18 protein-coding genes are annotated in these 21,249 nt (G+C 43.7%); 8 read left to right on the top strand and 10 right to left on the bottom strand.

The features are described from left to right. Nucleotides 1-267: 267 nt before the first annotated feature. Nucleotides 268-957, bottom strand: a complete 690-nt coding sequence (locus ACQKCP_RS12270) for a DNA glycosylase (RefSeq protein ID WP_427612503.1) — start codon at nt 955-957, stop codon at nt 268-270. 358 nt (nt 958-1,315) lie between these two features. On the opposite strand from ACQKCP_RS12270, the gene upp reads away from it, so the two are divergent. Continuing rightward, nucleotides 1,316-1,975, top strand: coding sequence for a uracil phosphoribosyltransferase (upp, locus tag ACQKCP_RS12265; RefSeq protein WP_057761878.1), 660 nt, complete (start codon nt 1,316-1,318; stop codon nt 1,973-1,975). Between the two features lie 73 nt (nt 1,976-2,048). After that, nucleotides 2,049-2,798: an SDR family NAD(P)-dependent oxidoreductase gene (locus tag ACQKCP_RS12260; protein WP_427612502.1), complete on the top strand. Its 750-nt coding sequence runs from the start codon at nt 2,049-2,051 to the stop codon at nt 2,796-2,798. Nucleotides 2,799-2,867: 69 nt separating this feature from the next. Here ACQKCP_RS12260 and ACQKCP_RS12255 read toward each other — a convergent pair whose 3' ends face one another. Further along, nucleotides 2,868-3,524, bottom strand: a complete 657-nt coding sequence (locus ACQKCP_RS12255) for a hypothetical protein (RefSeq protein ID WP_427612500.1) — start codon at nt 3,522-3,524, stop codon at nt 2,868-2,870. A gap of 223 nt (nt 3,525-3,747) precedes the next feature. Between ACQKCP_RS12255 and ACQKCP_RS12250 the strand changes: the two genes are divergently transcribed. Next, on the top strand, nt 3,748-4,716 hold the full coding sequence (locus ACQKCP_RS12250; RefSeq protein WP_427612499.1) for an alpha/beta fold hydrolase: 969 nt from the start codon (nt 3,748-3,750) through the stop codon (nt 4,714-4,716). A gap of 87 nt (nt 4,717-4,803) precedes the next feature. Here ACQKCP_RS12250 and ACQKCP_RS12245 read toward each other — a convergent pair whose 3' ends face one another. Beyond that, nucleotides 4,804-5,031, bottom strand: a complete 228-nt coding sequence (locus ACQKCP_RS12245) for a DUF1653 domain-containing protein (protein ID WP_427612498.1) — start codon at nt 5,029-5,031, stop codon at nt 4,804-4,806. A 98-nt stretch (nt 5,032-5,129) separates the two neighbouring features. After that, on the bottom strand, nt 5,130-6,341 hold the full coding sequence (tyrS, locus tag ACQKCP_RS12240) for a tyrosine--tRNA ligase (protein WP_427612497.1): 1,212 nt from the start codon (nt 6,339-6,341) through the stop codon (nt 5,130-5,132). A 143-nt stretch (nt 6,342-6,484) separates the two neighbouring features. Here tyrS and ACQKCP_RS12235 point away from each other — a divergent pair, with 143 nt between their 5' ends. The 3 genes from ACQKCP_RS12235 (at nt 6,485) to ACQKCP_RS12225 (ending at nt 10,307) form a co-directional block, all read left to right on the top strand. Next, a complete protein-coding gene (locus ACQKCP_RS12235; RefSeq protein WP_427612496.1) occupies nt 6,485-7,843 on the top strand; it encodes an anhydro-N-acetylmuramic acid kinase in 1,359 nt (452 codons plus the stop codon). 153 nt (nt 7,844-7,996) lie between these two features. After that, entirely contained in the window at nt 7,997-9,331 is a 1,335-nt protein-coding gene (fabF, locus tag ACQKCP_RS12230) for a beta-ketoacyl-ACP synthase II (protein WP_427612508.1), read from the top strand. A 130-nt stretch (nt 9,332-9,461) separates the two neighbouring features. Then, nucleotides 9,462-10,307, top strand: a complete 846-nt coding sequence (locus ACQKCP_RS12225) for a hypothetical protein (RefSeq protein ID WP_427612495.1) — start codon at nt 9,462-9,464, stop codon at nt 10,305-10,307. Nucleotides 10,308-10,445: 138 nt separating this feature from the next. Here ACQKCP_RS12225 and ACQKCP_RS12220 read toward each other — a convergent pair whose 3' ends face one another. The 5 genes from ACQKCP_RS12220 to ACQKCP_RS12200 all read right to left on the bottom strand — a co-directional run bounded on the left by ACQKCP_RS12220 (nt 10,446) and on the right by ACQKCP_RS12200 (nt 17,951). After that, nucleotides 10,446-12,263, bottom strand: coding sequence for an aminopeptidase P family protein (locus tag ACQKCP_RS12220; RefSeq protein WP_427612494.1), 1,818 nt, complete (start codon nt 12,261-12,263; stop codon nt 10,446-10,448). Between the two features lie 407 nt (nt 12,264-12,670). Further along, nucleotides 12,671-14,239, bottom strand: coding sequence for a peptide MFS transporter (locus tag ACQKCP_RS12215; protein ID WP_427612493.1), 1,569 nt, complete (start codon nt 14,237-14,239; stop codon nt 12,671-12,673). Between the two features lie 299 nt (nt 14,240-14,538). Continuing rightward, complete coding sequence (locus ACQKCP_RS12210) at nt 14,539-14,994, bottom strand: hypothetical protein (protein WP_427612492.1); 456 nt, start codon at nt 14,992-14,994, stop codon at nt 14,539-14,541. Between the two features lie 192 nt (nt 14,995-15,186). Further along, entirely contained in the window at nt 15,187-16,761 is a 1,575-nt protein-coding gene (gene lnt, locus ACQKCP_RS12205) for an apolipoprotein N-acyltransferase (protein ID WP_427612491.1), read from the bottom strand. A gap of 290 nt (nt 16,762-17,051) precedes the next feature. Beyond that, nucleotides 17,052-17,951, bottom strand: coding sequence for a CBS domain-containing protein (locus ACQKCP_RS12200; RefSeq protein ID WP_057761902.1), 900 nt, complete (start codon nt 17,949-17,951; stop codon nt 17,052-17,054). Nucleotides 17,952-18,239: 288 nt separating this feature from the next. Between ACQKCP_RS12200 and ACQKCP_RS12195 the strand changes: the two genes are divergently transcribed. Continuing rightward, complete coding sequence (locus ACQKCP_RS12195) at nt 18,240-19,589, top strand: DUF4105 domain-containing protein (protein WP_427612490.1); 1,350 nt, start codon at nt 18,240-18,242, stop codon at nt 19,587-19,589. 7 nt (nt 19,590-19,596) lie between these two features. Here ACQKCP_RS12195 and ACQKCP_RS12190 read toward each other — a convergent pair whose 3' ends face one another. Then, nucleotides 19,597-20,136, bottom strand: coding sequence for a YcgN family cysteine cluster protein (locus ACQKCP_RS12190; protein WP_427612507.1), 540 nt, complete (start codon nt 20,134-20,136; stop codon nt 19,597-19,599). Between the two features lie 235 nt (nt 20,137-20,371). Between ACQKCP_RS12190 and ACQKCP_RS12185 the strand changes: the two genes are divergently transcribed. Continuing rightward, entirely contained in the window at nt 20,372-21,109 is a 738-nt protein-coding gene (locus tag ACQKCP_RS12185; protein WP_427612489.1) for a dienelactone hydrolase family protein, read from the top strand. The last annotated feature ends 140 nt before the right edge of the window (nt 21,110-21,249 follow it).

The following is a 21,249-nucleotide window of genomic DNA, read 5'->3' as shown; positions in this document are numbered from 1 at the left end:
TCTTGATGAGGTGCGTATTATAGACGGTTTATCTTTTGTGTCAACCCGTTTTATTAATGTTTTTAATCTTATTTTAGGAGATGAATAAATCTGTACTTTTTTCAATGGGTTATCGTTTGATTAATTTCAATAGGTTTAAAGACTGACTATAGATGTGCTATTTACTATAATTTATAACATCAAAAACGTTTAGGTTTACTATATAAATACCTTTTACTATCTCTGAGCTTTATCTTCTATTAAAGCAACCATTTCTCTGTTTCCATTTTATAACTTACCCATTTTTTCAAAAAACGCCTTATACGCAGCGACTTTCTTATCCAACGATAGTGGATAAGCACGTGAGGTTGACGGCAATCTGTATAAGGTTAGATTATTCACATCAGCTTTCTGGTCGTCTGTACTCTGCCATTGATAAGGATAATCCATACTTTGATTGGTTTTCGGATGCTTTGATTTGGCAATTGGCTCGCTTAATAAATTGAGCAGTACTTCGGTCGCCTTGCCTCCTGTTGTGAACAAAGTCTCTACCTTTGGCACTTGCGGCAAGATAACATCTAGATCAACAGGTGTGACTACCGTTAGATTTTTATCTGAAGCATTACCCGTCTCACGGATGGCTTGCTTTACTGTCGGGCAAGAAGCAATGCCACGTTCAAACATAAAGTCTCGGATATGCTCAGGGTCAAAGCGTTTTTCATCGCCTACTCTAAAGTAGTCAGCATCATTAAAAAATACTCGACCATATATTCGCCACATATCATTATAAAAATTAGGATAATGAAAGCTCATCGCCCATTTATCAGCAGTCGGTGGAAACGTACCCATCATCATGACCGTGGCATTGGGTGGTAAGACAGGCTCAAAAGGATGGGTTTCGAGCTCTGTGGCTTTGTCATTAGACAATTTCGATTCAGTATCAGTGGTTTTTTGAGTGCTTGGTGTTTTTATAGTCATGATATTCTTCATCAGAAAAGCGGTTTTTTTGGTATCATAGCAAGTCTAAACACTACCTCACTTATAATCACGTTATATAGTCAAACTTAGTCGGTTCAATCAGTTGACTTAAATAGCCTGATATCATTTTACTTAGCCTGAATTGCTTAGGCTTTGATGGCATCTGTGAATGCAAATATTGTCATTGCGATGAATGAGCACTGTCGTCAAGTAGTTAATTAGCTTGATTGTGAAGGATTTAACTTTACTATTTATGAGCTAAAGATATGGTTAAAGTGCGGTAAGTGTTTGTATCTTTTATACTAATAGCAACCGCAGTAACTGCGCAAGCATCAGACAAGAAACCAAGAGAGTACTTATGAGTGACTTAAACAGCGATTTAAAAATTACGGTAATCGATCATCCACTAGTCCGTCATAAACTCAGCCTTATGCGCGAAAAAGACTGTAGTACTTATAAATTTCGTACATTGACCAAAGAGCTTGCACGCTTGATGGCTTATGAAGCAAGCCGTGATTTTGAAATCGAAACTTTCCCAATGGAAGGCTGGTGTGGCGAAATCACTGGTGAGCAAATCATCGGTAAGACAGCGACAATCGTACCGATTTTACGCGCAGGTATCGGCATGCTTGATGGGGTGCTCGACTTGATCCCTACTGCTAAGATTTCTGTGGTCGGTCTACAGCGTGATGAAGAAACATTGCAGCCAGTCCCGTTCTTTGAAAAATTCGTGAGCCACATGGACAAACGTCCTGCGCTGATCATTGATCCAATGTTAGCCACGGGCGGCTCAATGGTTGCGACCATCGAGATGCTAAAGAAAAATGGCTGTACTAATATTAAAGCATTGGTACTCGTGGCTGCACCTGAAGGCGTACGTTTGGTAAATGAAGCGCATCCTGACGTGACTATCTATACCGCTGCATTAGACAGCCATTTAGATGAGCATGGTTATATCATTCCAGGTCTTGGCGATGCGGGTGATAAGATTTTTGGTAAGCAGTTATCGAATAGATAAGTTGCATTAGGGTAAATAAAGCCGTCATCAAAATTATGGCAACAGCAGACAACATCAATAGTAAGGATAGATCATGAACGTATTGATTACAGGAGCAAGCGCTGGTTTTGGTAAAGCGTTGGCAGAGCGTTTGATTGCTAACGGCCATCGTGTGATTGGTTGCGCCAGACGCCTTGATAAACTGAATGCTTTGGCAGAGACTTTAGGTGAGGCTTTTTTACCCGTGATTATGGATGTGAGTGATACAACTTCTATCCCGCAAATCATCGCCGACTTGCCTGATGATTTTAAACAAATCGATGTCTTGGTCAATAATGCAGGATTGGCACTGGGTACAGAGCCTGCTCACAAGGCCAGTCTTGATGACTGGATGCGTATGACTGATACCAATATTAAAGGCTTGATGGCGTTGACCCATGCGGTCTTGCCAGCGATGGTCGCGCGCGATAATGGTTATATTATCAATGTCGGTTCAATTGCTGGTAGCTGGCCTTACTTCGGTGGTAACGTTTACGGCGCAACTAAAGCGTTTGTAAAACAGTTCAGCTTAAACTTGCGAGCAGATCTGATTGGTACCCAAGTGCGTGTGACCAATCTTGAACCTGGTAATGTGGCTGGCACTGAGTTTTCGAACGTGCGCTATCACGGTGACGATGACAAAGCTGCCAAGGTGTATGATGGCTTTAAAACCATGACAGGTGAAGATATTGGTGATATTTTGTTATGGCTAATTGAGTCACCTGCTCATATTAACGTCAACCGTTTAGAAGTAATGCCAGTTGCCCAGACCTATAATGGATTAACGATTGCCAAGCAAGGTTAACATTAACCACTCGGCTAGTTTTAGTATTAATATTGATTATCAATATATCACTTATCAATACCGAACCTGTTAGCGTATCTCATAAGATCGAAGCAATATAGAGTCATCTGTATTGCTTTTTTTTATGTCTTCAATAGCTTGCTCATTGACCAAACGCAAATCCTGAAATCCCAAAATCAGCACTTCGTTACGCAGACGTTCGCTAGTACGTTTATTGTGACGTATCGCAAACCCCAATAATTGCTTACCAGTGATGGTTATCTGATTAATAATTAACCTTGAATTATTCACGGTCAGCGTTTGAGCATTTATTATTGCCGTTGCCGGATTCACCGTCGTGGTTAACGTCTTAGTCTGTCGTACACTTTTGGGCATATCTCCTGCAAAAAACAATACCTGACCTAATGGTAAATACTGCGCATGCCGTACTAATTCTTGACGGAACAATGCAGGCATATCTGTGTTAAAACTGTCTTCTGTCTGCTGATAAAACGCGGTGAAGTTACGATGTAAATAACGCCCGAACACCGTAGTATTAATCCATTCCTGATAAACATCGTCTGCTAATAACTGCTTGGTAAAAGCACTGGCATCAATTGTGATATCCCTACTCAAAGTAGCAGAAAACATCGACAGCAAAAGCGCTTGCGGACTGGTAAATATCTGCTGCTGCCATACTTGTGGATATAGGCTACTATCGAGTAATGGTAATGTTGATCTGCTCATGGACTTTTATCCTCAACAATCATTTTCAGCCCCTACATAGCACTGGTATAGTCTCACTGTTGACTTTTACCCTTAGCCAAACTCTATGCTATGGTCAGGTGACAGCTTTAATATAACAGTCTTTTATTCGCGGTATAACTATTTTGTAGCGGTGTACTCTACCGCAATACTTTCTTAGCTAAATCGACCGAGACAGCTTGAAAAATCAAAGAGATATCACTCTATGAAAAAAGACCTCATACCCTTTCCTACTCCCTACCAGCTAAAGACCATTACTGTCCAAACAGCTGATGGAACGCTGCTGCCCGTCTCTATCATTGGCAAAGGTAAACCTGTCCTATTAATGCACGCTTTTGGTATGGATGCGAGGCAATTTCTACCATTTATTTTACCGCTCATTCAGCACTACTGCTTTTACTTGCCGCATTTTAGAGGTTTTGGTTTGACCAGTAACCTAACGTTGCCAACGTTTGATTTTATTGAGCAATATGCACAGGATACCCAAGATGTATTTGAATACGTGAGCAAAGAGACCGGCTTTGAGGCTTTTCCTGTGGCCGCGATATCGATGGGGGCATTGGTCATGTGGGCATATTTTCAGCGCTTTGGTACTCAGCGCGTGAGTCACTATCTGAACATTGATCAAGCACCGATTATTCATAATCAGCCAGACTGGCAAGGTGGCGGTGTATTTGGTACACGACAAACCGAATTGTTTGCGCAATTCACACAGTTAATTACCGACACTGCCCCTTATTTACAAGCCGAGCAAGTGGTTGACTTCCGTCACCTGCCCTATCGATTGAAAGTAAATTTATTAGACATGGAGCGCTCTTTTTCTCTGCTTTCTGTGAGTAGTAAACCTTCGCAATTATTGGTAAAAGCCCTCAGTTATCGGGCACCGCAGAAAATCTCATTAATGGAACACGCGACTTGGCAACATAAACTGCGCTGCCTATCTGCTTATGTTGCGCTGCCCTACGATTACCGCGAGGTTTTGCCCACTATCAATATTCCGACTACTTTACTAATTGGCGCGCGCTCGCAATTATATAGTGCAGAGTGGCAACAGCGTTTGACCACTCTGCTGCCCAATGCGCACAGTATTATTTTGCCAACATCGGGCCATGCTGTACCGATGGATGCACCAGTTAGTTTTTATAAAGTATTGAAAGAGTTTCTGAGCGCTTAATTGTAAGTTTGCGATAATGCACAAAAAAAACGACCTCAACGGGTCGTTTTTTTTGCGCTAAATTCAATCTAAATTATTGGTTAAGTATTAATCATTTAATGGTTTAATCAATTCAAATCGTGGAATTTCTTTACCGTTAACCGTGACCGTCTCAGCGAACATAGCAAGCGGACGAACCCACACGCCATACTCACCATATAAGCAACGATACACCACTAGCGATTCTTCGGTTTCTGAATGCTGCGCCGTATGCAATACTTGATACAAGCTGCCTTTGTAATGGCGGTAAATGCCTTGGGGAATGGTTTTAGTCATAGCAAACTCCTACTATTAAAAATGGCTGCTAATTATCGCTTCATAAAAAAGGTCGACAATTACTGCCGACCTCACTCTTAATCATTTTTATAGATTATCTAACCAACCGTCACTTTCGCATAGGCTTTCTTGCCTGCTTGAATTACAACCGTTTGACCTGAGGTCAAGCTAAAGCCAGCATTGACCTCTTCGCCATCGACTTTGACCGCGCCACGTTTTACCATGTCTTTGGCAGCTGAGTTGTTTTTAGCAAGCTTAGCTTGGTTCAATATCTGAGTGATAAATAACGCATCTTGCCCTTCTAGATCTAACACGATTTCTGGCAAGTCAACTGGTAGCTCGCCATCTGCTAAAACGTTACCAGCAGATTTGTGCGCATTGGCAGCGGCATCAGCATCATGGAAGCGCTCGATTAACTCTTCGGCTAAGATACGTTTGATTTCTTGTGGGTTACGACCCTCTTTCATCTCCGCCAATAAAGCTTCGACTTCTTCCATTGGCTTAAAGCTTAAGAACTCAAAGTAACGATGGATCAGTGTGTCCGGCATCGATAGGATTTTTTGATACATAGTGCCTGGTGCATCATAGATCGCGACATAGTTGCCCAGTGATTTGGACATTTTATTGACACCATCTAGCCCTTCTAAGATTGGCACAGTGATACAAACTTGTGGTTCTTGGCCATAGCGTCCTTGCAGCGTGCGACCCATTAGCAAGTTAAAGGTCTGATCGGTACCGCCAAGCTCAACATCGGCTTTTAGGGCGATAGAATCGTAGCCTTGTACTAACGGGTAGAGAAACTCATGAATAGAGATGGGCGTTTGTGATGCATAGCGTTTAGAGAAATCATCACGCTCTAGCATACGCGAGACGGTTTGCTGACTAGCAAGCTGAATCATATCAGCGGCGCTCATGTCATTGAACCACTCAGAGTTAAAAACCACGCGAGTCTTTTCTTTGTCCAAGATTTTAAATACTTGCTCAGCGTATGTCGTGGCGTTGGCTTTGATTTGCTCATCAGTCAACGGTGGACGCGTGCTGTTTTTACCAGAAGGGTCACCAATCTTGGCGGTATAGTCACCGATTAGGAAATAAATCTCATGACCCAAATCTTGAAAATGCTTAAGCTTATTGATCAATACTGTATGACCCAAATGCAGATCTGGTGCGGTAGGATCAAAGCCGGCCTTGATACGTAATGGGCGATTGAGCTTTAGCTTAGCCACTAAGTCATCTTCAGATAATATCTCTTGCGTACCGCGCTGAATAAGGGCCAGTTGTTCTTCTAGGGTGTAAGTTTGATTGGTCATGATGCTCTCTATATATCACTTTAATTGGGATTTTTATGAATGACGGTTACTGGCTCAATACCTTAGGAAGTTTAGAACCTCAAAAGGTTGGAAAAAATGCTAGAATTTGACGGATATACTAGCGTTTTTTAAGGTAAATTGCCATGACCAACCCCGCATCGATTGCTGATACTGACCATAATGCCCTCGCAGACTTGCTTATGAATAATGGTTTGGATAACGGTTCAGACGATATTGATGATTTGACCTCTGATAATTCGAACTATGCCACCCTAACTGATGCCCTTGAGCAAACCGTGTTTGAAAGCTTCGATGATGGCTTATATATCGGCATGATGTCTGGCACCAGTTTGGATGGTATGGATGCTGTCCTCTGTCAGTTTAATCCTGAGATAAGCAACGAAGACAATACACAACCACCAATGCAACTACTGGCGACCTATAGCCAAGATTTTCCGCCACGTCTGCGTGAAGTATTATTAGCATTATGTCAGCCGAATGGTGTGAATCAACTCGTATCAGAGGCCGATGAACCAAACAGTGAGTTGGATTGGTTCGGCTGGGCAAGTCGCGCGTATGCTGAGTTCGCGAGCGAAGTGGTCAATACTTTATTGCAGCAATCAAATACTGATCCTGAGTCAGTGCTAGCGATTGGCTGTCATGGACAAACCGTACGCCATCGCCCGCAGATGGGTTTTAGCTTACAATTGGTTGATGCCAATATCATCGCTGAGCGCACAGGTATCAGTGTGGTCAGTGATTTCCGACGTCGTGACATGGCAGTTGGGGGTCAAGGTGCACCGTTGGTACCTGCGTTTCATCAGGCATTATTCGCCAATCCCGATAGCACACGTATACTATTAAACTTAGGCGGTATTGCCAATATAACCGTCTTGCCAGCCAGTGAAGGAGTTCAAGTTGTTGGCTACGATACGGGACCTGCCAACTTGTTATTGGATGCGTGGATATCTTTGCATACTGACAATGCTTATGATGCAGGTGGCGCTTGGGCGCAGTCCGGAACCATCATTGAGCCATTATTACAGCAACTTTTGGCACATCCATTTTTTGCTCAGTCTCATCCAAAAAGCACAGGCCGTGAGGACTTTAACTTAACTTGGTTGCAAGATAAGCTACAGGCTTTTGAGCAAGCCAATGCTAACATCAGTTATTTAGCAGCCGATGTGCAAGCAACCTTGACTGAGCTAACGGCTATCAGTGCCAGTATGCAAATCAATACGTTTATCAGTCATTCAAAAAACAGCTCGGTTTATGTTTGCGGTGGCGGCGCACTGAATGACTATTTAATGACACGCTTTCAAGTACACCTACCCCATTGCACAGTAAAAACCACTGAATATTTAGGGCTTGCGCCAACATGGGTAGAGGCCGTTGCTTTTGCGTGGTTAGCCAGACAAACATTGATGGGTGAAACTGGTAATTTACCAGCGGTGACTGGTGCAAATAAAGGCGTGGTATTGGGTCAAGTATGTTTTGCCTGACCAGTTAAATTTTAGTTTACATACGTGCACCTATGTGTTTTATAATGACTTTTGAAACGCCATCCTCTTAGGACCTGTAAGTATAGGATATATCGCATGAGCCAGAATAGTAGTTCACCTATCGACCAAGCCACCACTGATGACACAAATAATATGACTGCAGCACCTGTACATAAATCGCGTCAAAAACCACCTCACTACGAGCGTTCTGATGATACGCGTGTGGTAGTCACAGGTATGGGCGCCATTACGCCGCTCGGTCTAGACGTCGATAGCTCATGGACCAAATTGCTCAATGGCGAGAGTGGTATTTCACCGATTACGCATTTCGATGCCACCGGCTACCGTGCGCAAATCGCAGGCGTGATCAAAGACTTTGATGCCAAGCAATATATGAATGCCAAAGATGCGCGTCGCTATGATGAGTTCATGCATTATGGGGTTGCCGCTTCGGCAATGGCCCTAAAGCACGCTGGTTTTATCGAGGAAGTCAGTGCTGCTGATGCGCCTGTACAAGGTGTTGACCAAGATCGCTTTGGTATTATTTTAGGTTCAGGTATTGGCGGTATTCAAACGATTGAAAACAGCCGTGATACCTTACACGAAAAAGGCGCAGGCAAAGTCTCACCTTTTATTATCCCAGGCTCTATCGTTAATATGGCCGCTGGACTGGTAGCGATTAAGCATAAGTTAAAAGGCCCGAACCTTGCGACATCAACGGCTTGTACCACGGCGACTCACGCTATGGGTCTTGCTGCTCGTTTGATCGCTTATGGTGATGCTGACGTTATGTTGGCAGGCGGTAGTGAAAAGGGTTCTAGCCCACTTGGTATAGCTGGCTTTAGTGCTATGCATGCACTCTCTACGCGCAACGATGAGCCAACCAAAGCCTCACGTCCGTTTGATAAAGGTCGTGACGGGTTTGTCCTTGGTGATGGTGCTGGTGTGGTGGTATTAGAAAGCCTTGCCCATGCCAAAGCGCGCGGTGCAACGATATTGGCAGAGCTAGTCGGTTTCGGTATGAGCGATGACGCCAGTCATATTACTGCACCACCAGAAGACGGTAGCGGTGCGGCAAGAGCGATGCAAAATGCGCTAAACGATGCTGGTATCGAGTCATCAAGCGTCGGCTATGTCAACGCTCATGGTACCAGTACCCCCGCGGGTGACGTGGCTGAGTCTATTGCTATTGAAACTGTGTTCTCTCCTGTAAAAGACAGCATCTTAGTTAGCTCAACCAAATCGATGACCGGTCACTTACTTGGTGCTGCTGGCGGAGTTGAAGCTATCTTTACAGTATTAGCCCTACAGCATCAGCATGTACCACCTACGATCAATCTAGACGATGTCGAGGACAACTGTAACCTTGATTATGTGGCTAATCAATCACGCAAAGTTGATAACTTGCAGTATGCAGTATCCAACAGCTTTGGCTTTGGTGGTACCAATGGCTCATTGGTATTTGCTCGCTGGCCTGTCAATCAATAACAGCCACCCAACCACCTCGCAGCGCATGGTAATGAATGCGTTGTAACGTTGGTGTCAGATTTGCTACGTTTGTCCACTTGCAGCCCCTTATCGTACTTGCGTATGATAAGGGGTAATTTTTGGAACATTTATGGAAGATACCATGTCAAGCTACTCATTTTCCCATCAGTTTTATCAACGCTGGACGTGTGCACCTGAGCCAGTACGCGCAGCGATTACCCAAGAACTAAAAGACATCACTACTCTGCTGCAATCTGACACCTCATTTGAAGACTTCACTTTTAATACTCATGATTTAGATGCGCATGTAGACGAGCTATACGACAACTACAATGCTGAGCAAGCCATTGCGAAAGCAATTACGGACAAACAAGATCTAGAAGACGCAGCCGCTGCAAAACAAAAACTAGAAGACGAGCAGAAGAAAAAAGAAGCAGAAGAAGCCACACGCAAGGCAGAAGCGACTCAAAAAGAACAAGAAAAAAATGAGCAGTCAGCGTTAGAGAAAGACAACGACAAAGAACTGGCTGCTACCGGCGTAGCTAAAGTAAACACAGATAAATTCGTGGCAGATAGTGCTGTTACTGACGATTTTGTTACTGATAATTCTAGCGCAAAGATTGAAAAAGACGCATCAGAAGTCGTAAATACTGAAGGCAATACTAGCGATAATAAAAGTGCTGGTAACAAAACCATTAGCGAACAGGCACATACACTTAGCGATAACCACATTAAAGATATTAATAATAAAGCCAGTGCAGCGATTAATTTAGCATTAAAAGACGCGAAGCTAGATTCAACACATCAACAGCTAATCCGTGAGCTAGAAACTCAGGTCGATGACTATCTCAGTGAGCAAATGATGCTAATGTCTGAAAACCTAAAGTCTTGGCTACGTGCTGAGGTCACTCAACACTTTAGCGAACAAAATGACTCAACTACTAATAATGAAGCTGCTAAGAAAAGCATTCACTAGCAGTAATTATTTTTCAGTGTTGAACCTACAGTTAGAAACAGACACTCAATAGTAAGTATTAAATAACGAACATTAAAAAGCCCCGTAAATAATTTACGGGGCTTTTTAGTACTTTTAGTTAATGTTTTGAGCTGGGTATTAGATGGCTTTGGTACGTTCAGTCAACCACTCAAGGGCGGCACCTTCTACGCGATCATTTAGCTCTGCGAAGACTTGACTGTGGTAGCTATTTAACCAATCAATCTCGACTTGATCCAGTAGTGAGGGCTCGATCAGACGCGTGTCGATTGGGCAATAAGTGATGGTTTCGAAGTTTAAGAATTGACCAAACTCTGTCTCAGTAGGATTGGCAACTGGTGTATTCACGACCAAGTTCTCAATACGGATACCCCATTTGCCCTCGCGGTACAAACCTGGCTCATTACTTGAAATCATACCGACTTTCATCGCACGCTCTTTTGGTGTGCTGGCGCTATAAGCGATCACTTGTGGACCTTCGTGTACATTTAAGAAATAACCAACACCGTGACCAGTACCATGACCATAGTCCATCTGAGCCTGCCATAATGGTGCGCGGCAAATCGCATCAATCAATGGAGAGGCGATACCATTAGGGAAGTAAGCACGGGCAAGCGCAACATGGGCTTTGAGTACGGTCGTAAAGTCGCGTTTATGCTCAGCGTTAACTTGTCCAATACCGACCACGCGGGTGATATCTGTCGTACCGTTTTGATACTGAGCGCCTGAGTCAATGAGTAGTAAACCACCTTCACCCTCAGCCACATCAAGATAGCTAAACTTCTCTGGCGTTGCGCGATAATGCGGCAATGCACCATTTTCATTGAAACCAGCGATAGTTGGAAAGCTTGGCGATACATAATGCGGCTGACGGCTACGTACCTCTATCAGCATACTGTCTACATCCAGCTCACTAAGGCGCTCGCCTGCTACTAGACGCTGCTCAAACTCAGAAAAGAACTCCGCTAAAGCCGCGCCGTCTTGACGCATTGCCTCACGCACATGATCGATATCTGAGTCAGACTTAACAGATTTGAGCAGTGTACTCGGTGCCATCTGCTCAATAAAGCCAACATCGTCTGCCATTTTGGATAAGGTGCCGACTGCGACTTTACTTGGGTCTAATAGTAATAAGTCTTCCGGCGTCAATGAACTCAATGCATCTTGAACAGCAGAATAGTCAGCCAATGTGATACCACTGTCTTTTAGACTCTGTGCAATATCTTCGCTTACTTTATCAGTATCAACAAACAACGTTGCTTTGTCTGCGTCAATCAACATATGTGACAAGAATACCGGATTATAATCAACATCAGCGCCGCGCAAGTTCGTCAACCAAGCGATATCGTCTAAGCTTGAAAGTAAATGATGGGTCGCACCTGCTTCTGCCATGCCTTCGCGTACTGCAGCCAGCTTTGAGGTGGCAGACTGAGCAAGGAACTGCTCATCGTGAGCATATAATTTGGCCGCTGGTAGTGCTGGACGATCTGTCCAAATCTCTGTCAGCACATCACGCTCAGTGATCAAAGTAATGTCATTGGCATCAAAAGCATTTAACAGGCGATCTTGCTCAGCGATAGATAGTACGTTGCCGTCTACTGCTACGCTATCCCCTTCTTGCAAATGATCGGCTAGCCAGTCGATATTATTTGGCTGACCTGGCGCAAGCTTTTCTAAAGTAATACCTGTGCCTTCTAGCTGGTCGGCAGCATGTACCCAATAACGGCTATCCGTCCATAGACCTGCAAAGTCAGCGGTCACGACCAGCGTACCGACAGAACCGGTAAATCCTGACAGCCATAAGCGTGCTTGCCAGTACTCTGGTAGATATTCAGATAAATGGGGATCAGCAGAGGGTACGATGATTGCGGTGAGATCTTGCGCGGCTAAGGTGCTACGTAAGTTAGCAATACGTTCGTGAATGGCTTGTTTATTCATTGAATGTGTCCTTATAGAAATTATAAAAATATGATGATGGAGCGATTATTTACAATCGTCTTGTTCTAATAGTCATCTTGTTTGAGTTATTAATACCGCTTTAGTTTTAATAAGACATTTATTATCGATAGCAATTATTCAAGCAAACAATCTACTTATTTAGCTATCTAATTATGTTTGTTTGGGTAATTACTTCTACTTATTGAGAATAAAAAATTGAGATTAATATTGCGTCACTGGGGTTCACAGTGCCCTATCATTAGATGTTTGGGCAGATAGTAAGCTTTCAATGGCTTGTGCCAAATATCTCATCAAATAAAACAATAAAACGTGCTACCAGTAATGGTAACACGTCTCATCATGTGTCACTTGTGCTGTTGTTAATCACAAATGTACATCAGATTATCTTATTGCTTGGCCAATTGTTTCTCATGCTCGCTTTCTTTAAGCATCTTATTAATAGGTTTTGCTAGTATCAATAGTAGTACAGCGGTAACTACCAAGAAGATGGTCATGGTAGTAAATAGACCTGGTAAGCCTTCGATTTTGTCAGCTGATACATGCCCACCAAAGAAAGCAGCAACCAAGTTACCCATAGCGATAGAAGCGAAGAACAGCCCCATCATTTGGCCTTGCATACCCTCTGGCGCTAGCTTAGTCATGGCAGATAACCCAACTGGGCTTAATGCTAACTCACCTAGCGTCAATAATAATAAACTACCAACCAACCATAGCGGCGATGCCAAGCCAGCACCAGGTGCTAAAATGCTTTTTGAGGCAAAAATCATCAAGGCAAAACCTGCAGCTGCCAGTAGCATACCGAGTGCAAACTTAGCCATACTGCTAGGCTCAAGACCTCGGTTACCAAGCTTGACCCAAATGATGCTAACAATAGGTGCTAATATTAAAATAAATAGTGGGTTCAATGACTGGAACCAGATACTTGGTATCTCAAATCCTAAAACATTCAGATCGGTATAACGATCGGCAAATAAGTTAAAAGACGTTGGCTGCTGCTCAAAGCTTGACCAAAACAGCGTTGAGCCAATGATTAAGACAAAGCAAATTAGCAAGCGTAGTTTGTCCGTCTTATCCAATCGCGGTGAGATAAACATAATAGCGAAATACAAAATGACGACCGCAGCAATGATATACGTCATATACTCTGCAACCATCTCAGGATTGAACGATATCATGCCGGTAGATACTAATAGCACTGCGGCTACTAGCAAGGCGACAAAACCACCAACCCAGCGACCGATGTTTTTGTAATGGTCGTTAGATTTTTCCCACTCAGCAGAAATACCTTTGGCGCGTGCATAGCGCGTTAAATTCTTTTGCGCGAAAAAACGATAGATCAATAATGAAACCAACATACCCAAACCACCAACGCCAAAGCCGACATGCCACATGCCTTTTTCTTTGAATACGCCGACGATAAGTGCCGCTAGTAACGCACCGATGTTAATACCCATATAAAACAAGGTAAAACCACCATCACGGCGAGAGTCGCCTTTAGGATACAACGCACCGACCATCACTGAGATACAGGTCTTAAATAACCCTGAACCCAAGACAATACAGATTAAACCAACAAAAAACAGCGTCATGCCAAACATCGCTGAAAGCGCGATACACAAGTGACCAAGGGCAATAATAATACTGCCCCACCATAACGCACGCTCTTGACCTAACCAGTTATCTGCTAACCAACCACCTGGTACTGCTGCTAAGTATAACGAACCCGCAAAAATACCATAAATAGCAGAAGCGGTGACTTCATCGAAGCCAAAACCGCCACTACTCACTGTTGCCACCATAAATAGAACTAATAGTGGACGGATACTATAATAAGAAAATCTCTCCCACATTTCGGTAAAAAACAATGAGCGTAAGGGCGCAGGATGTCCCATAAAGCCATTGTCTAGTGCTTCTAGCTCTGCTGCACTAGCCCCCGATTTTGTTTCTGTGCCCATAACTTTATTCCTTTAAAGATCATATTTGTAATGACCAAACCCCTGATTATCCAGATGGACGGTCATATAGGCGGAACATTGTTTCACTTGGCTATAATCAAGTAAAGAAAGAATTGGTCAAAAATTACACAAATACTCATAAAAAAAGCCCACTCTCAATGGTTGAGAACGGACTCTTTTTATGGGTATCTAAGACAGTAATATTATGCTTATAGCACTGTTGATATAGACTTCATAATGCAGCTCATTTGACAATCAAGTAGCACTATTTTAAATCATTTACATAATCATACTACAGCTTACTGTGCTGCGGCCTCATCAGTAGCGTCGCTAGCGTTCCCAGCATCTAAGTCACCATCTGCTTGCTCAGCTGTCAAATCAGCATCAGCAACAGCGGCTTGGCTTACAGTACCAGAAGCAGTTGCGGTACCAGCTTCTGCAGTGACAACTGCACTATCTGCATCTGCCGCTGGTGTTACGGTTGCATCTGCTGCAGTATCAGGCGCTGTAGCATCTGACGCTTCTTCTGTTGCTGCAGCTTCTGCATCAGCTGGAGCCGCTTCTTCAGTAGCAGTGGCTTCTGCTTCATCTGCCGCGGCTGATGCTTCAGTTGTCTCAGCAGTGATATGCTCGCCTGCTGGACGCAAAAATGCAGAAACACCAATAAGTAAGACAATACCTAAGAACATGGCAATGCCACCTAAAGCGAATAACAGCTCTTTTTTTGGATTGTTATTAACGATACCTTCTGACATACCTTATCCACCTTGCACAAAATATTTGAAATATTGACCTATTATATCGCAATTTATACTGATTTGTGAAAACCCTTAAGTATTTAAAGGGTTTATTATCCACAATTTAACTATTCATTTTTATCACTTATGACAGCTAACTACTTAATCAGTTATCTCTTATTCACTATCAACACATCTTACTTAATAATACTACTTAACCAAACGTACTGGAGTTTTCGGACGTTTACCCAAATAGCTGAGTATTAGCAACAGTGCCATGATAAACAAAATAGGATATTGACCAAAGCGCATAAATGGCGTATTACCAACTCGTGCCTGAATATCACCACGCAATACAGTACGTTCAAACTGCGGTGCACGCTCTACGATACGACCTTTATGGTCGATAATAGCTGTCACACCTGTGTTGGTCGCACGCATAAACCAGCGGCCGTTTTCTAGTGCGCGCATCTGTACCATTTGTAGATGCTGTAGTGGGCCTGCTGACGTACCAAACCAAGCGTCGTTTGAGATGGTCAATAAGAAGTCCGTGCCAATGGCATTTTTGCGCGTGGTATCTGGATACGCCACTTCGTAACAGATGGCTGCACCTAAATTATGCCCTCGCACACGTAGCGGTGACTGCTGATCACTACCACGACTATAGCTCATAATGTCTTGGCTGCCTGCTAGATTAGGTAGAATATCGAGCACGCCTTGGAATGGAATATATTCCCCAAATGGCACCAGACGTTGCTTTTTATACAGCCCCTCTGCCTGTGCCCCTAGCGCTACCACGCTATTGTAGAATGGCGGATATTTATCTGTACTGGCATCAAACGCTGCTTCATCCTTATAAGGAATACCAGTCACCCATGTCGTGTCAGTCTCTTTGGCCATCGCGACCATTTCGCTGATAAAACCAACAGCTTCTGTCTGAAACATAGGAATCGACGATTCAGGCCACAGCACGATGTCACGTCCCCACTCGTCACGAGTCAGTGTTGCATAGATTTTTAGCGTCTCAATCTGATACTCGGTGAGCCATTTTAGATCTTGCGGGATATTACCCTGAATCAAAGATACCGATAGATCAGGAGTGCCTTTTGGTTTGGTCCATTGCGGATTGATCAACCATAGCGCGCTACTAATGATTAACAATGCTATCGATGGAATCATATAGCCACCGCGGCGACGCAATAGCTCAACGATACTGGCAGCCAGTAGTACCGCCACGAAAGAAACCGCAAAGACACCAGCCACAGGCGCGAGCGACGACAGCCAATACTGCTCAGTAAACGCATAACCGACGAATAGCCAAGGAAAGCCAGTAAATAGCCACGTTTTCATCCACTCTTGGAGTATCCACAGGGCAGCAAAAGATAACGGCTGCTTGCCGACCACACGATTAAAAATTAGCGCCAAAAAGCCATGGAATAGTCCCATGCCTAAACCCATGAGCGCAATCATAATCAGCGCAAGCCATGCGGGCGTATCGCCATAAACGTGTATCGAGGTGTATAGCCAAAACGCGCCAACACACCATAGCCCTGTACCGTACGCTTGACCAATCAGAAAGGCGCGGCGACCTGTCATCGTTGGTACCAATAACGCATATAAAATAGCAGGTGATACCAAGGCAACGGGCCAAATGCCATAAGGCGCGAGCGCGAGTATAAAAGCGGCCCCTGCCAGCCAAGCTATTAGTACCGTCAACCCTATATGTAAACCTTTTGGCTTATCAGGGTTCAGACGTTTTTGTAAATCAACAGTAGACAGACGCATAGCAGTTATCCAAAACCATATTTACTAAAATTTCTCAGCTAAGCGATGAGATAACACTCACGCAAAACCTGACTGCATAATGCTTTATGCAGGGCCACAAATAAAACCCACCCATGATACCAGTCAAAATCTATAAGTGGGTAAATTTGCGTAGCTAAAACCTCATTCTAAGGTTCAAAAGGCAGAAAGCAAAAAACACGATTTTTCATCGTGTTTTTTATGGAATTTGCTAGAAATAAGCTTGCCAGAAAGTGTACTAATTAGGCATCTGGTATAGTCGTATAGAAAAGCTAGTGGCTACCTATCAATATCTGTTGCTCAGCATTGGTTTTGGTCAGCTCTAGATTTTGGATAAATCGCCCTTCTACATCGGTAATGGTAATTTTCCAATCATCTATCACGACGCTCTCGCCTTCTAGGTCACCAACGAAGCCAAGTGCTTGCATGACCAAACCGCCCATCGTATCGACATCGGTATCGTCAAAACGGCTACCCAGCTCATCATTACAGTCTTCGATTACTGTAGACGCTTGGACACGCCATGTGTTTGGCTTTTCTGGATCAGGGACAATGTTGTTGATATCGCTGTCTTCATCAAAGTCATCATGCTCATCAACGATGTCGCCAACGATTTCTTCCAACAAATCTTCCATGGTGACCACACCACCGAAGTTACCAAACTCATCAACAACAATCGCCATATGTACTTGGGTGCGCTGCAAAGAGCGTAGCAAGGTATCAGAACGAGCCGTCTCACTGATATATAGCGGCTGACGCACCAAGTCTCTAAGACGCTTACTGTCAATTTTGTCTTCTTGGTTGCGAACCATATGTACCAGAATCGGAATCAAGTCTTTTGCCAATAAGATACCGATGACGGCATCATCATCTTGACTGTCAAAAACAGGATAGCGCGAATGGGTGGTCTCAAGAATGATGTCCATCACTTCAGCAAGACTAGTGCTCTCGTGCAGACCAATCACTTGCGGACGCGGTGTCATGATTTCGCGGACTTGTGTCGCAGGCAAATCTAGCACGCCTTCTAACATATCGACAGTATCAGGCTCTAAAAACTGGCGCGAGTCTTGTACCAGACGAATCAATTCATCACGGGTTTCGGGGGCGGTCGATAGCCAGCGTTTTAAGCCGCGCATCGACCAACTACTCGGGCTGGGAGTGTCGTCAGACATGGTGGTGTGATTTAACCTCTTTAGTTAATAAAAATCAGAATAGTATTCAATAGAAAAATGAACAATACTCAATAAAAAAACAAGTAGAGCCTAGATGGGGATAAAAGTAGCAAATAAAACAGCTGGTTTGTTATTAATTACTGGATGAATAACAAATTTGCTAGTACAAATTAGCTTCACTTTATCGCAAGGCTCACCGACATTCAACGACAAATTCACTCAAATTGTATTGTCAGCGTGTTATAAACTTTGCTATGGTCAAAGCCTTTATTTATCAAAGCAAACCCTATGTCGCTACGTTCCGTTTTTTCTCGCTTACTCTCGTCGCGTTCACGCAGTCGACAGTCAGACAGTCGTGGCTTAGAGAACCATGGTTTAGAGAGTCTGGACTTAAAACGCGAAACATCAAAAAACAGCCCATCAGATAGCAATCAGCCAAAGCCTACATGGCGCCAGCGTCTTGTGACTTTTTTAATTGCCGTTACGTTATTGTTATCGGCGCTATGGTTGTTACTCGCGATTTGGTATCAGTATGGCGTCAGCTCAGTATTGACTTGGCTTGCGACAATAGCGATTGTAGGTATATTAGCGGCGCTGCTAAGTACTCGTTATTGGGAGGCCGTCACAAAAATATTGCACAGTGACTCATTGTCTAATAAAAAGTCAATTAGCAAAAATATAGCAACCAAGCTACTTATCGGCATGTATAGCGCTGTTTGGCTGGTAGGTCTAGGTTGGTTTTTTTCTATCGAACCGAAACAAGATCGAGAATGGATGGCTGAGGTCGACCAACGAGTCTCCTATGAGCGCGATGCGACTAACCCTGACTTGATTACTTTAACCAATGTTCGTAACTTTGATTGGCGGACTGAAGAAGACGCTACCGAGCATTGGGATACCCGTACGATTGATTTGTCTAAACTCTCTGGCGTTGATGTGACCAATTCTTATTGGATGGGACCGCTGATTGCTCATACCTTGGTTAGCTTTCGATTTGAAGATGATAGGCCACTTGCCTTCTCATTTGAGATACGTAAAGAAGACGGCGAGTCTTTTTCAGCGTTGGCTGGGTTTTTTCGACGTTATGAGCTGAGCCTGATTGCCGCAGAAGAACGCGACATTATCTATACCCGTAGCAACGCGCGCGGCGAGCAGGTTTATCTGTTTCCTATTAGCAATTTGCAACAGCATGAAGTGAGGTCGCTATTTGAATCTTATCTGACTGCGGCTGATGATTTGAACGCTAAACCTGCTTGGTACAATACATTGCTCAGCAACTGTACCAATATTATCTTTTATATGGCGCGTATCGTCAGTGGCGATCGTTTGCCATGGGATTATCGGATTTGGGTCTCTGGTTGGTTACCGAACTATCTATACGATGTAGGCATGTTGGATGCGGCTCCAGAAAAGAACAACCAGCCTTGGTCAATGCACACGTGGTATGAGCGCACTCATATCAACCCAAAAGCAAAAGGCTTTGATAATCAAGTCAACTCACATTCTGATATCAATAGAGATAAAAACAGCCGTAACTTTTCACAGCAGATTCGTCAAGATATTCCGATACCAGCATTGGCTAACTCACAAGCCAGTGCCGAAGCAAAGGCCAAATCTACTGCTCAGGCATCCAACTAACGGTAGACTAAGGATTAACCCAGTTAACCACCCGCGTCTCCATTTCTTCATCAGACATACCTATTTCCGTGACACAGCGACCGGCGACGCCCACGTTGGCCGCTCTCATTTTTTGTTGTGTTACCACAGCATCCCCAGTCAATAATAAATGCCAACTTGGTAAGCCCTGCCCTTTATACAAACGCTTATAGGCGCAGTGCGATGGTAGCCACATCATCTTGGGCAAGTTGTCCATAGTCAGCTGAATACAGTCTGGCACGTGCTCCTGACGTGTTGCATAGTGACTGCAATATCCTGTCGCGCAGTCCATCAACTGGCAGGTGACATCGGTATACTCGACCAGCTCCTCATCCACATTGCCGCTTTCATCCTCATCGATGTACTTAATCAAGCAGCAACTGCCGCAACCATCGCACAACGCTTCCCACTCGCTATGGTTTAGTTCTGTTAACGCAAATCGCAACCAAAACTGCGGACGTAGTGGCTCAGACTCATACTTAGAGTCAGCATCAGCATTAGAATCGACATCGGCACTATCAGGGAACAAACTCACCGATTGCGCAGGCTTGGCCGCTACATCGAGACCTAAGTTCAAGTCAGATTGGTCATTATTTTTGTTTAACAAATTTATAGTCATAAAGTCGCAGTAGCATTTTGATAAAGAGCGTTACAGTATTATAGCTGTTTTTGCTAGACATGGGCGTTAAGGTAGTACGAGTTAGAAAAACGAACCATCACAATGACGAATAATTAAAACTCACAACATAAAAAAGGACAATAATATGTCAATTAAGACTTTTGAATTAATCAGTACTACCGAAAACGGTGTAGAACTTATCAGTTATGTAGCACTACCAGAGAATGCTTCAGATGAAAATCCAGCAGCAGGTATCTTGGTTGCACCAGAATGGTGGGGCGTAGTCGATCATCCAAAATCAGTGGTTGAGCGTTTGGCAGAGGCAGGTTATGCGGCAGTCGCTATGGACGTTTACGGTGAAGGTAAACTAACTACCGATGCGGCAATGGCAAACATGTGGATGGAACAAGTACTGGCCGATCAAGACATGCTAATGGCACGCTGCCGCTTAATCCTTAATGACTTCAGCGATCAGTTATCAGTCGATGGTGACAACTTAGGCGCAATCGGTTACTGCTTCGGTGGTAAAGTTGTACTAGATATGGCTCGCGAAGGCATGCCGCTAAAAGCCGTTGCCACTTTCCATGGTAACCCAACCCCAAAACAGCCAGCAGACAAAAACTTTGCAGCAAAAGTGTTGGTTGCTCATGGCCGTGATGACTCAATGGTATCAATGGATGCTATCGAAGGTCTAAAATTAGAGCTAGACGCTGCTGATGTTGACTACACTATCGACGTCTATGACAACGCTAAGCATGGCTTTACCAATCCGCATGCTGATGAGCGTGCAGCCAAAAATGAAGTGGATCTTGGCTACAACGAAGCCGCTGCTAAACAAAGCTGGGAAAACATGCTTGAGTTTATGAAAGCCAATCTAGCATAAAAAACGATTTGGTATAAAAATCATCAAAAAGGGTAGCTTAATTATTAAGCTACCCTTTTATTTTGAGTGTCATTTTAGCATCTGTCTTTTAGTCCAGTAATCAGAGTAGTCTTGTGCTTCTTATTAAATCACGTCATTAT

Origin of the sequence: Psychrobacter sp. NPDC078631 (assembly GCF_050268165.1) — a bacterium.
GTDB lineage: Bacteria > Pseudomonadota > Gammaproteobacteria > Pseudomonadales > Moraxellaceae > Psychrobacter.
This window is presented reverse-complemented; position numbering and strand designations above follow the sequence as displayed.

Bases quoted from the DNA above. Each gene is read 5' to 3' on its own strand.
- ACQKCP_RS12270 (WP_427612503.1), bottom strand. From the start codon at position 957: ATGACTATAAAAACACCAAGCACTCAAAAAACCACTGATACTGAATCG.
- upp (WP_057761878.1), top strand. From the start codon at position 1,316: ATGAGTGACTTAAACAGCGATTTAAAAATTACGGTAATCGATCATCCA.
- ACQKCP_RS12260 (WP_427612502.1), top strand. From the start codon at position 2,049: ATGAACGTATTGATTACAGGAGCAAGCGCTGGTTTTGGTAAAGCGTTG.
- ACQKCP_RS12255 (WP_427612500.1), bottom strand. From the start codon at position 3,524: ATGAGCAGATCAACATTACCATTACTCGATAGTAGCCTATATCCACAA.
- ACQKCP_RS12250 (WP_427612499.1), top strand. From the start codon at position 3,748: ATGAAAAAAGACCTCATACCCTTTCCTACTCCCTACCAGCTAAAGACC.
- ACQKCP_RS12245 (WP_427612498.1), bottom strand. From the start codon at position 5,031: ATGACTAAAACCATTCCCCAAGGCATTTACCGCCATTACAAAGGCAGC.
- tyrS (WP_427612497.1), bottom strand. From the start codon at position 6,341: ATGACCAATCAAACTTACACCCTAGAAGAACAACTGGCCCTTATTCAG.
- ACQKCP_RS12235 (WP_427612496.1), top strand. From the start codon at position 6,485: ATGACCAACCCCGCATCGATTGCTGATACTGACCATAATGCCCTCGCA.
- fabF (WP_427612508.1), top strand. From the start codon at position 7,997: ATGACTGCAGCACCTGTACATAAATCGCGTCAAAAACCACCTCACTAC.
- ACQKCP_RS12225 (WP_427612495.1), top strand. From the start codon at position 9,462: ATGGAAGATACCATGTCAAGCTACTCATTTTCCCATCAGTTTTATCAA.
- ACQKCP_RS12220 (WP_427612494.1), bottom strand. From the start codon at position 12,263: ATGAATAAACAAGCCATTCACGAACGTATTGCTAACTTACGTAGCACC.
- ACQKCP_RS12215 (WP_427612493.1), bottom strand. From the start codon at position 14,239: ATGGGCACAGAAACAAAATCGGGGGCTAGTGCAGCAGAGCTAGAAGCA.
- ACQKCP_RS12210 (WP_427612492.1), bottom strand. From the start codon at position 14,994: ATGTCAGAAGGTATCGTTAATAACAATCCAAAAAAAGAGCTGTTATTC.
- lnt (WP_427612491.1), bottom strand. From the start codon at position 16,761: ATGCGTCTGTCTACTGTTGATTTACAAAAACGTCTGAACCCTGATAAG.
- ACQKCP_RS12200 (WP_057761902.1), bottom strand. From the start codon at position 17,951: ATGTCTGACGACACTCCCAGCCCGAGTAGTTGGTCGATGCGCGGCTTA.
- ACQKCP_RS12195 (WP_427612490.1), top strand. From the start codon at position 18,240: ATGTCGCTACGTTCCGTTTTTTCTCGCTTACTCTCGTCGCGTTCACGC.
- ACQKCP_RS12185 (WP_427612489.1), top strand. From the start codon at position 20,372: ATGTCAATTAAGACTTTTGAATTAATCAGTACTACCGAAAACGGTGTA.